This is a genomic window from Gorillibacterium sp. sgz306347, assembly GCF_059735245.1.
Genome location: NZ_JCAPET010000018.1, coordinates 1 through 11594, shown reverse-complemented (window position 1 = coordinate 11594; position 11594 = coordinate 1). Strand labels below are relative to the sequence as shown.

Here is an 11594-nt window from a genome sequence, read left to right as displayed (position 1 = left end):
GAGGGTCATCACCCTATGAAAAGCACGATCAGCGAAGTCCGTCATCACGTCGGCGAAGAAGTCACCATCGGCTGCTGGGTCCACAACAAGCGGTCCAGCGGGAAAATCCAGTTTCTTCAGCTTCGGGACGGGACGGGCTATATTCAAGGCGTCGCGGTAAAAAGCGAAGTTAGCGAAGAGACCTGGGAGGCCGCCCGCCAGCTGACCCAGGAAAGCTCGCTTTATGTCACCGGCACGGTACGGGAAGACGCCCGCAGCCAAAGCGGCTTTGAACTGACCGTTACCGGTATCGAGGTTATCCAGATTGCCGTTGATTATCCGATCACGCCGAAAGAACACGGTGTCGACTATTTGATGGATCACCGTCACCTTTGGCTGCGCAGCCCCCGGCAGCGTGCCGTGCTGATTATTCGCGCGGAGATCACCCGCGCCGTTCAGCAGTTTTTCGATGAACGCGGGTTTCATCTGGTCGATCCCCCGGTGCTTACTCCTTCTTCTTGCGAAGGAACGACCGAACTGTTCCATACGAAATATTTCGAGGAAGACGCCTTCCTGACCCAAAGCGGTCAGCTTTATATGGAAGCGGCCGCCATGGCGCTCGGCAAGGTTTATTCCTTTGGCCCCGCCTTCCGTGCGGAAAAATCGAAAACACGCCGGCACCTGATCGAGTTCTGGATGATCGAGCCGGAAATGGCGTTTACCGACCTGCAGGAAAGCCTGCAAGTCCAGGAGCAGTTTGTTTCGCACGTCGTTCAATCGGTGCTGAAAAACTGCCGCAAGGAGCTGGAAACGCTCGAGCGCGACATCGCCAAGCTGGAAGCGATCCAGGCGCCGTTCCCGAGAATCACTTACGACGATGCGATCACCTATTTGAACGAGAACGGGTTTGAAATTCCGTGGGGAGAAGATTTCGGCGCTCCGCACGAGACGGCGATTGCCCAGCGGTACGACAAACCGGTTTTCATTACGCATTATCCGACCGGAATCAAAGCGTTTTATATGAAGCCGGACCCGAACCGACCAGAGGTTGTGCTGTGCGCGGATATGATCGCGCCGGAAGGCTACGGCGAAATCATCGGCGGCAGCCAGCGGATCGACGATCCCGAGCTGATGGCCGAACGCTTCAAAGAACATGAGCTGTCCGAGGAAGCTTACCAATGGTACATGGACTTGCGCAAATACGGCACGGTGCCTCACTCCGGCTTCGGCTTGGGGCTGGAACGCACGGTCGCCTGGATTTGCGGCCTGGATCACGTACGCGAAACGATTCCGTTCCCGCGTCTTCTGTACCGTCTCTATCCTTAACAGTCGAATCGGGGCGTAGGCAATGAGAGCGAAAAAATCAGTGGTGCAGGGTGCGGAAGCGGGCATGCTGGCCGCATTGCGTTCGGGCGGAACGGGCATTCCTCCGCTTTTTCTGGGCTCCTACCGCAAGCTGAACATTACCGATACGGAAGCAATGCTGATCGTGCATCTGATTGCTTTCCGGGATAATGAACGGGTTGACTTTCCGACGCCCGAACAGATCGGGGAACGGATGTCGGCCGAACCCGACGAAGTGATCGAAGCGCTGGAGCGGCTGTTGAAGGAAGGGCTGCTGGGCATCGAGGAAGGCACGGACCCTGTCACCAACGTGCGGTATGAACGGTACGACCTGGATCCGCTGCGGGTCCGGCTGGCGGCTCTTTGGGCGGAGGAATACAGCACTGCTTTAACCGAAGCCAGCCGCAAGCCCGAAAAAGAAAAAAACCTTTTCGCCATTTTTGAAAAGGAGTTCGCGCGGCCGATTACCCCGATGGAATTCGAAACCATTTCCAGCTGGCTGGACCAGGACGGCTACAAGGAAGAGCTGATATTGGCGGCTTTGAAGGAAGCCGTTTTTGCCGGAAAGGTTCACTTCCGCTACATCGACCGCATCCTGCTGGAATGGCAGCGGAACCGCATCCAGACGGTGGAGCAGGCCAAGGAGCACGGCCAGCGGTTTCGCGGAAGAGGGTAAACAAAGCAAGAAGCGTTTTCCGCCTGCGCATGGCAGCACATTGAACAGGCAAACGAGAAAGAGCCGGCCCGACAAGGAGAAGTTCCTTGCCGGGACCGGCTCTTTCTTCTGTTCGCAATCATCAGCTGCCGCTTTGCTTCCGAGTGAAGCGCGGCAGGCTTTCAGTCTTTAACACGCTGGAAAGGGGGCTCAGCTTTGCGGCATGTACTCCCGGGCGGCTTCACCGATGGCGTCCCCGATTTCCCGCGATCGTTCCGCACAGCGCAGCACCGCCTGCTGCACAGCTTCGTCCACGCGAAAATCCGCGAGCTTTTCCAAGGCGGCTTGGGTCGTTCCGTTCGGAGACGTCACCTTCCTTCGCAGCTCGGCGGGCGCTTCACCCGTTTGGCTTACCATCGAAGCCGCCCCGAGCACGGTGCTGACCGCGAGCGCATGAGCCTGTTCCCGGCTGAGGCCGGCTTTTACTCCGCCTTCGATCAGGGCCTCCATGATGTAGTAAATGTAGGCGGGCCCACTGCCGGAAATGCCCGTCAGCGCATGCATTTGCTCCTCTTCGATCAGGACCGTGCTTCCAACGGCGCCGAACATAGCCAGCGCGAGCTGGCGGAAGGCTTCCGGCATGCCCGGGCTGAAGCTGATGCCCGTCATGCCGAGTCCGATGCTGGACGACGTGTTCGGCATGGTGCGGGCCACGGGAATGCGCTCCCCACCGATCAGGCTTTGCAGCACCGGTATGGAAAGGCCGGCGATGACGGACACGATCAGCTGGTTCTCGTGAAAGATGCCGCGATACGCCGAGACGGCTTTGGCCGAATCGACCGGTTTCATCGCCAAAACGACAATATCGCTTTCCTTGACGCGGGCGTTAACGAGCTCCGGGTCCTGCAAGCCTTTGATGCCGTAACGGGTCGAAAGCGCGTCCAGCTTCTCGCGGTTGGAGCGGTTGACGGCGGTCATCCTTGCGGGGTCGGCCACGCCGTTTTCCGTCAAGCCGCGGATTATCGCCTCCGCCATCGAGCCTGCGCCGAGAAACACAATGTTTTTATCGGACAAGGGACTGGTCATTTGCTTTCGCTCCTTATTCGCGGATCTGGCCGTTTCCGTAAACGCAGAATTTGCTTGTGGTCAGCGCCGGCAGGCCCATGGGGCCGCGGCTGTGCAGCTTTTGCGTGCTGATGCCGATTTCCGCCCCGAGCCCGAACTCGAATCCGTCGGTAAACCGGGTGGAGGCATTCTGATAAACGGCCGCCGCATCGACCTCCAGCATGAATTTCCGGGCATGATCGGCGTTTTCCGTGACGATGCACTCCGAATGCTTGGTGCCGTATTTGTTAATGTGGGCGATGGCTTCATCCAGTCCGCCCACAATGCGGATGTTGAGGATGTAATCGTTGTATTCGGTCGCGTAATCCTGCTCGGTGGCCTGCTTCACCGGTCCCAGGTCGCCGATCAGATCGGAGGTTTCCAGACAGGTCCGCAGCTCGACGGAGGAGGCGATGAACTTCTCGGCAATGTGGCGCAGATGGGTTTGGGCAAACTCCCGGTGTACCAGCAGGGTCTCCATCGAGTTGCAGACCGAAGGCCGCTGTACTTTCGCGTTAAAGGCGATCTCCAGCGCTTTTTTCGGATCGGCTCCGTCGTCGATATAGGTGTGGCAGACGCCCGCGCCCGTCTCGATAACGGGAACCGTGGCGTTGTCGACGACGTTGCGGATCAGCGAATGCCCGCCGCGCGGAATCAGCACGTCCAGCCATTCGTTCAGCCGGAGCATTTCGTCCACGGAGGAACGGTCCGCGCTTTCCACAAGCTGCAAGGCCTCTGCGGGCAAAGCCGATTTGGCCAATCCCGCGTGGAGCACCTCGACGATCTTCCGGTTCGATTCCAGGGCGTCCTTGCCGCCCCGCAGCAGGACGGCATTGCCCGCCTTCAGGCACAAAGCCGCCGCATCCACCGTCACGTTCGGCCGCGCTTCGTAAATGATGCCGATGAGACCGAGGGGCACGCGGATTTTACGGATCAAAAGCCCGTTCGGCCGCTCGTATTCCTCCAACATATCTCCGATCGGGTCCGGGAGGTCGATTACCTGCCGCAGGCCCTCCGCGATGCCTTCGATCCGTTTCGGGTTCAGCGTCAGACGGTCCAGCAGGGAGGTGGAGAGGCCGTTTGCCGCTCCCCGTTCGATGTCCAGGCGATTGGCGGCGATGAGCTCCTCCTGCCGGTTCAGCAGTTCTTCCGCCATCAGCCCGAGGGCTTCGTTCTTCTGCTCCGTGGTCAACTGGTTGAGCACGGACGTCGTTTTCTTGGCCGCTTCGGCCTTCTGTCTCACTTCGCTCATTTGCGTCTCCTCCTCACGAAAAGATTAACCGACCGTGATCCATTCGTCGCGGTGAATGACTTCCATGCGCTGCACTTCGACGCGTTTGACGGCTTCTTCGGTGGACAACCCCGCCACTGCGTGAAGCTGCCAGGCCGCGTAGTTGACGACGCCCCGGCCGATGGTTTGCCGGTCCAGGTTCTGCACTTCGACAACATCGCCCGGGCTGAAATCGCCCGAAACTTCGGTCACTCCGGCAGGCAGAAGGCTTTTGCCCCCGGTAAGCAGGGCTTCCTCCGCGCCGTGGTCCACCAAGATATACCCTTGCGGCAGGGAATGGAATCCGACCCACTGCTTTTTGGTGGAAAGTGTCTGGGAGGTGGTGTCAAAATACGTCCCTTTGCCGCCGCCGTCAGCAGCCAGGCGCAAATCGCCGGGTTCCGCCACACGGCCCACAAACACGGGAACGCCTCCGCGGGTCGCGATGCGCGCCGCTTCGATTTTGGAGCGCATGCCTCCCGTCCCGACGGACGACCCGGAGCCGCCGGCCATCTGCAGCAGCGAGCCGGAGATCTGCCCGACTCTTTCGATTTTGGTCGCATCGGGGTCTTTCCGGGGATCAGCCGTATACAACCCGTCCATATCCGTCAAAATGGCAAGCTGGTGCGCTTTGACCAGATTGGCGACGAGAGCGGAAAGCATGTCGTTGTCTCCGAATTTCAGCTCGTTGACGGACACGGTATCATTCTCGTTAAAAACCGGAACGACCCCGTGCCGGAGAAGCTCTTCAATGGTCATCTGAGCATTATGGATGCGCAAGCGGTTGGAAAAGTCCGAGCGGGTCAGCAGAATCTGAGCCACTGTGATCCCGTCCCGGGCAAAGGCTTCCTGGTACGCCTGCATCAAAAGCGCCTGGCCTACGGCTGCGGAAGCTTGCTTCTCGTGCAGGTGCCGGGGCCGCTTGCGGAACCCGATCAGCGGAAACCCGGCCGCCACGGCGCCGGAGGTGACAAGCAGCGGCTGATGTCCGGCCTTGTGGAGCGCCGCGAGCTCCGCCGCAAAAAAATCGATTTTGCCGCGGTTCAACCCGCCTTCATCCGAGGTTAACGAGCTGCTTCCAATTTTGATTACGTAACGGTTCATAAAATCCCTTCTCGACGTCGATATAAGAGTTCCGGAGCCGGGTTCTCGCAGGAAACAAAAAGGACCTTCGCCCGATCCGACGAAAGTCCACCCGTTGCACCACTCGGAAGAGCGGAACTTCCGGTCTTTACGTTAGGTTTCTCTTAACAATAGCACGAATGGAAACGGCTTGTAAAGAAGCGCGGGCCGTCCGGCAAGCTCCTGCGCCCGCCTCTATATATAAGGAGGGACATCCCTTTGTCGAAGGCTTGAAAACCATGTCGGAAAAAGCATTGACAACCCAAAGGAGGGAATCTATACTTTAATCCATTAAATTGATCAGAATATAAGGTTTTTACAGAATGAGGGAGTGGGTTGGCAGTGCCGGAATTGAGCAGCAGGCTGGACGGCTTTACCGAATCGATTATCCGCAAAATGACGCGTGTGGCCAAGCAGTACGACGCCATCAATCTTTCCCAGGGCTTCCCGGATTTCGACCCGCCGGTTGAATTGACGGAAGCGCTCAAGGAGGCGGCCGAAAACGGGCCGCATCAATACGAAATCACCTGGGGGTCCGAGCTGTTTCGGGAAAAGCTCGCGGCCAAGCAGAGCCGGCTGATGGGGCTTCCGATTGATCCCGCGACGAACATCGTGGTGACCTGCGGCAGCACGGAAGCGATGATGGCGGCGATGATGACCGTGTGCAACCCGGGGGAAAAGGTTATCGTATTCTCGCCGTTTTATGAAAACTATACGGCGGACGCCATTCTCACCGGCGTAACGCCGATTTATGTGCCGCTTGCCCCGCCCGATTTTCAATTCGACCGCAAGGCGCTGCGGGAAGCTTTCGAGCAGGGCGTCAAGGCGATTATTCTGTGCAACCCGTCGAATCCGACCGGGAAGGTGTTCACCAAGGAAGAGTTGGAGGACATTGCCGCGCTCGCCGTCGAGTTCGACACGTTTGTGATCACCGACGAGGTGTATGAGCATTTGGTGTACGAGCCTTATAAACACCACTATATCGCCTCTCTGCCGGGCATGTTCGAGCGCACGCTGTCCTGCAGCTCGCTCTCCAAAACGTATTCGATCACCGGCTGGAGACTCGGTTACATCATCGGACCGGCCCAGGTCATCGACACCTGCCGGAAGGTGCACGATTTTCTCACCGTCGGCGCGGCGGCTCCGCTGCAAAAGGCGGCGGTCAAAGGCCTCGAATTCGGAGACGACTATTACGAGGAATTGACCGCGATGTACGAGCGCAAGCGCACGCTGTTCCTCGAAGGCCTCGACCGGATCGGACTGACGTATTACAAGCCGCAGGGTGCTTATTACGTCCTTGTGGACATCAGCGAGTTCGGCGAGCCGGACGACTATAAGTTCTGCGAATGGCTGGCCCGCGAGATCGGGGTTGCCGCCGTGCCGGGCTCCAGCTTTTTCCGTGAAGACGTCCGCCAGTACATCCGCTTCCATTTTGCCAAAAAAGAAGAAACGCTGCGTGAAGCGCTGCGCCGCCTTGAAAAGCTTACGGCCTACCGCAAACAATCCGCAGCCAACAATTAAACCGAAGACAGGGGAACTTGCCATGAAAAAGACCAAAAAACGTTTTGCCATGACGCTTGCCATTTCGATGCTGACGCTCGCGCTTTCCGCTTGCGGAGGCGGCAAAGAAGAGACGGGCGGAGCCGCCGCGACGGCCGGCGCCGACAAAAACATCAAAATCGGCATTTCGCCGGGACCTTACGGCGACATGATCGAAAAAGCCATCGCGCCTTACATGGAGAAGCAGGGCTACCAAATCGAGGTCGTTCAATTTACCGACTATGTGCAGCCCGACCAGGCGCTCGGAAGCGGCGAAATTGACGCCAATCTGATGCAGCACACGGTTTATTTGGAGAAATTCGCCGCCGACAACAACCTGGACATCGGCAAAGTGATCGCTGTCCCGACCGCGGGCATGGGCGTTTTCTCGAATTCGGTAAAGAGCCTGGAGGAAATCCCGGACGGCGCCAAGGTGGCCATCGCCATCGACGCCTCCAACCTGGCCCGTTCGCTGCGTCTGCTGAAAGCCCTGAATGTAATTGATTTCAAGGCGGACATCGACGAAACGAAAGCGACCGTTCACGATATTTCCGAAAATCCGCACAACCTCGAATTCGTTACGATGGACGCGGCGCAAATTTCCCGCAGCCTGGACAGCGTGGACATCGGCCTGATTCCCGGCAACTTTGCGATCGCCGCCAAGCTGGACTTCGCGGACGCGCTGGCTGTCGAGAAGCTGGCGGAGAACTACAAGAACGTCGTTGCCGTCCGGACGCCGGACATAGAAGGCCAGCTCGGCAAAGACCTGAAGGCCGCTGTGGAATCGGAGGAATTCCACCAAGCCATTGAAAACCCCGACGATATTTTCAAAGACTTCGACAAACCGGAATGGTACGTAACCAAATACGGCAACTGATCGGACAAGCCGTTAGGCCGGAGAAGGAGAGCGCAAAGTGATTGTTTTAGACAACATCGAGGTGGCCTTTAAGCAAAAAGGCAAAAAGCTGGTCGCCGTCCGGAACGCATCCCTGGAAGTGAAGCAGGGCGAAATTTTCGGCATCGTGGGACCGAGCGGCGCAGGCAAAAGCACGCTTGTCCGCGTGATCAATCTGCTCCAGCCGCCGACATCGGGCCGCGTCTTTATCAAGGACCGGGAAATCACAGCCTTCAAGGGCGGTGCGCTGCGGCAGGTGCGGCTCAAAATCGGGATGATTTTTCAGCACTTCAACCTGATCAGCGGAGCGACCGTGTTCGAGAACATCGCGTTTGCCCTGAAGGCAAACCGCTACCCGGCATCACGTATCCGCCAGCGGGTCATGGAGCTTCTGGGGCAGGTTAATCTGTCGGACAAGGCGAACGTCTATCCCGCCAATCTGAGCGGGGGCCAAAAGCAGCGGGTCGCCATCGCCAGGGCGCTTGCCAACGATCCGGAAATCCTGCTCTGCGACGAAGCCACCTCGGCGCTCGATCTCGACAACACCGAAGAAATCATCAAAATTTTGCGGCGCATCAACCGTGAGTCGCGAATTACCATCGTGTTCATCACGCACGAGATGGACGTGGCCCGCAAGCTGTTTGACCGGATCGCGGTCATGAGCGAGGGGCGGATCGTCGAGGTAAACGACACGTACTCCATTTTTACGGAGCCTCGCCAGGCAATGACGCAAGCGCTGGTTTCCAAGGTTCTGAACGTCGAAGTGCCGGATCATCTGGAGCCGGACCCGGACGGCGAGCTGTTCCGGATTACGTACACGGGCGAACGGGCCTACGATCCGGTGATCAGCCAGGTTTCCAAGCAGTTTGACGTCTATGTGGACATCCTGCACGGCAAAATCGAGTATATTCACGGCAAACCCCTCGGCATCCTGCTGGTGAAGCTTACGGGCGGAAGGGAAGAACGGGAGAAGGCGCGCATTTTCATGGAGGAGCAGGTCTACAAAATCGAGCCGATCTCCTTTACCGGCAAAGGAGGGGACTCCGCGTGAACGAAACCATGGATATTTTGCAAAAGGAGCTCATGAAGGCCGTTAACGAAACGGTCAGCATGGTGGCGATCTCGATGGCGGCTTCGCTGACGATCGGTCTGGTCCTCGGGCTGGCGCTTTATCTAACGGCGAATCCGCTGTTCTTTCCGAAGCCGGTTCTGAACTCGCTGGCGGGCGTTATCGTCAATATTGTGCGCTCGGTGCCTTTTGTCATTCTTTTGGTGCTGCTGATTCCGTTTACCAAATTGGTGGTGGGCAGCAGCATCGGGCCGATCGCGGCTTCGGTGCCGCTTGCCGTCGCTTCCATCGCCTTTTTCGCCCGGCTGGTGGAGGGTGCATTCAGCGAGGTGGACAAAGGTGTTCTGGAGGCGGCGATCGCCACCGGCGCCGGTTTCTGGCTGATCATGCGCAAGGTGCTGCTGGTGGAGGCGCTCCCCGGCTTGATCCGCGCCACGACGGTTACACTTGTCAGCCTCATCGGCTATTCCGCCATGGCGGGCATGGTGGGCGGCGGCGGGATCGGGAACCTGGCGATTCAGTACGGTTATTACCGGTATGAAACCGGCGTCATGATTGCGACCGTGCTCCTGCTGATCGTCATCGTCCAGGTCGCCCAGCTGATCGGGGATTTGCTGGCGCGCGCGTTTACACGAAAATAGAGGTGGATGGGTTTGAAGGAACTGTATGAACTGGTGGGGCGTCCCGAGCAGGTCGTGACGGAAAACATCGCGTACGCCTATGTGTCGGATACGCTCGGGCGTTTGCGCGGCGTTTGCGACGCGCTTGTGTTTCCGGAAACGACAGAGGAGGTCAGCCGCGTCCTCAAGTACGCCTACGAGCGCTCCATCCCGGTGACGCCCCGTGGAGCCGGAACCAATCTCGTAGGCTCGACGGTACCGGAGCATGGGGGGATCGTGCTTGATCTGTCGCAGATGAACCGCATTCTGGAGCTGGACGAGGAAACCCTTACCGTTACGGCGGAGCCTGGTGTGCTTTTGGCCGATCTGCAGCGCTTTGTGGAGGAACGCGGGCTTTTCTACCCTCCCGATCCGGGCGAAAAGCAATCTTCGATCGGCGGCAACATCAGCACGAACGCCGGCGGAATGCGGGCGGTCAAATACGGCGTGACCCGCGATTACGTACGCGGTCTGACGGCGGTGCTTCCGAACGGAGAAATCATCCGGACGGGCGGCAAGACGGTGAAGGACAGCTCGGGACTCTCGCTCAAGCATCTGCTGATCGGCTCCGAAGGGACGCTTGGCGTGATTACCGAATGCGTCTTGAAGCTGATTCCGAAGCCGTCCTGCTCGCTGGGAGCCTTGGTGCCGTTCGACAGCCTGAAAACCGGCATTCAGGCCGTAATCCGTCTGATCCACGAGAACGTGAATCCGACGGCGATCGAATTTATGGAGCGCAATGTAGTGGAGCTTGGGGAACGGTTTACCGGCTTCCGCTTTCCGCATCCCGAAGCGGCGGCGTATATTTTGCTTTCTTTTGACGGGAACAGCGAATCCGAAGTGGCGTACAATATGGAAAAAGCGGGACAGGCGGCGCTTGAAGCAGGGGCTCTTTCGTTTTTGCCGCTTCGCGACAAACGGCAGCTGGATGAAATCTGGAAGGTTCGCGGCGCGCTGGTGAAGGCTGTTGAAGCGGTGTCCGAGCAGGAGCCGGTGGACATCGTCGTGCCGATCAACCGGACGGCCGAATTTATCGCCTTTGCGAACGAAGTGGAACGCGAAAGCGGCGTGCGCCTGATCAGCTTCGGCCATGCCGGCGACGGGAACGTCCATCTGTGCGTCGTTCGGGGAGAAAGGGACTTGGCGGCCTGGGAAAGCGATTTGAAGGCTGTCATGACGCGTATCTACGACAAAAGCCGGGAGCTGGGCGGACTGCCATCCGGGGAGCATGGCATCGGAATCGGAAAGAAGGCTTATTTCCGCAATGTCACGCCGCCGGCCAACGTGGACGCCATGAGGAAGATCAAAGCGGCGCTGGATGACCGCTACATTCTGAACCCCGGCAAAATCTTTGACCGCTCTTGAATGTAACTTGAGTGAAGAAAAGCTGTGGTGTCTTGAGACAAACCGTGCGCGTCGGCGCACGGTTTGTTTTTATGTTCTACTGTTATGGGCGCGGGCGAATTTTAAAAACGAGGTTGAATAAGAAGCGGATCGAGGGGAGAACCTACAGAAAACATTTCCGGTTTTGTTTTTGTTAAAAAGGGTTGACTTAGGCGGGCGGCAAGTTGTATTATATAAAAGTTGCTTCGCCGGACAGTCACTTCAAAAACGCAATCGCGAAAAAGTTGTTGACTTGAGACGAGCAACGTGATACACTATAATTCCTGTCGCCGAGAGGCGCGGGGCAAGCAAGAAACCAACATGGTCCTTTGAAAACTGAACAACGAGTGAACAAGCAACAAAATAACACGCAAGTGTTTAAGCAATGAGCAAAGCATCAACTTTTCGGAATTTTGCTTCGGCAAGATTCTTTCATGGAGAGTTTGATCCTGGCTCAGGACGAACGCTGGCGGCGTGCCTAATACATGCAAGTCGAGCGGAGTTTATCGGAGTCTTCGGACGAAGATGAGCTTAGCGGCGGACGGGTGAGTAACACGTAGGCAACCTGCCCTCAA

At 57.8% G+C, this 11594-nt stretch carries 10 protein-coding genes and 1 rRNA gene; 8 read left to right on the top strand and 3 right to left on the bottom strand.

Features of this window, described 5'->3' with window-relative positions; all coding sequences use genetic code 11:
- Positions 1-15 precede the first annotated feature (15 nt).
- A complete protein-coding gene (gene asnS / locus AC6I6H_RS11285; RefSeq protein ID WP_497953869.1) occupies positions 16-1305 on the top strand; it encodes an asparagine--tRNA ligase in 1290 nt (429 codons plus the stop codon).
- 22 nt (positions 1306-1327) lie between these two features.
- On the top strand, positions 1328-1999 hold the full coding sequence (locus tag AC6I6H_RS11280) for a DnaD domain protein (RefSeq protein ID WP_497953868.1): 672 nt from the start codon (positions 1328-1330) through the stop codon (positions 1997-1999).
- A 189-nt stretch (positions 2000-2188) separates the two neighbouring features.
- On the opposite strand, the gene proC is transcribed toward AC6I6H_RS11280, so the two are convergent.
- The 3 genes from proC to proB are packed head-to-tail and all read right to left on the bottom strand — an operon-like array spanning position 2189 to position 5456.
- Positions 2189-3064 (bottom strand): pyrroline-5-carboxylate reductase, encoded by an 876-nt coding sequence (gene proC / locus AC6I6H_RS11275; RefSeq protein WP_497953867.1) that lies wholly within the window; start codon positions 3062-3064, stop codon positions 2189-2191.
- Positions 3065-3077: 13 nt separating this feature from the next.
- On the bottom strand, positions 3078-4334 hold the full coding sequence (locus AC6I6H_RS11270; RefSeq protein WP_497953866.1) for a glutamate-5-semialdehyde dehydrogenase: 1257 nt from the start codon (positions 4332-4334) through the stop codon (positions 3078-3080).
- 24 nt (positions 4335-4358) lie between these two features.
- Positions 4359-5456 carry a glutamate 5-kinase gene (gene proB / locus AC6I6H_RS11265; RefSeq protein ID WP_497953865.1) on the bottom strand — a complete coding sequence of 366 codons (1098 nt, stop codon included), beginning with the start codon at positions 5454-5456 and terminating at the stop codon, positions 4359-4361.
- Positions 5457-5816: 360 nt separating this feature from the next.
- Between proB and AC6I6H_RS11260 the strand changes: the two genes are divergently transcribed.
- From AC6I6H_RS11260 to AC6I6H_RS11235, 6 genes are all read left to right on the top strand, one after another.
- Positions 5817-6995 (top strand): pyridoxal phosphate-dependent aminotransferase, encoded by a 1179-nt coding sequence (locus AC6I6H_RS11260; RefSeq protein ID WP_497953864.1) that lies wholly within the window; start codon positions 5817-5819, stop codon positions 6993-6995.
- Between the two features lie 22 nt (positions 6996-7017).
- The gene (locus tag AC6I6H_RS11255) at positions 7018-7890 is read left to right on the top strand and encodes a MetQ/NlpA family ABC transporter substrate-binding protein (RefSeq protein ID WP_497953863.1); all 873 of its coding nucleotides are present in this window, start codon (positions 7018-7020) and stop codon (positions 7888-7890) included.
- 37 nt (positions 7891-7927) lie between these two features.
- Positions 7928-8959 carry a methionine ABC transporter ATP-binding protein gene (locus AC6I6H_RS11250; protein WP_497953862.1) on the top strand — a complete coding sequence of 344 codons (1032 nt, stop codon included), beginning with the start codon at positions 7928-7930 and terminating at the stop codon, positions 8957-8959.
- An 8-nt stretch (positions 8960-8967) separates the two neighbouring features.
- Positions 8968-9618 (top strand): methionine ABC transporter permease, encoded by a 651-nt coding sequence (locus AC6I6H_RS11245; RefSeq protein ID WP_497953963.1) that lies wholly within the window; start codon positions 8968-8970, stop codon positions 9616-9618.
- Positions 9619-9630: 12 nt separating this feature from the next.
- Positions 9631-11001, top strand: coding sequence for an FAD-binding oxidoreductase (locus AC6I6H_RS11240; protein ID WP_497953861.1), 1371 nt, complete (start codon positions 9631-9633; stop codon positions 10999-11001).
- A gap of 449 nt (positions 11002-11450) precedes the next feature.
- Positions 11451-11594, top strand: a 16S ribosomal RNA gene (locus AC6I6H_RS11235); the annotation flags it as partial.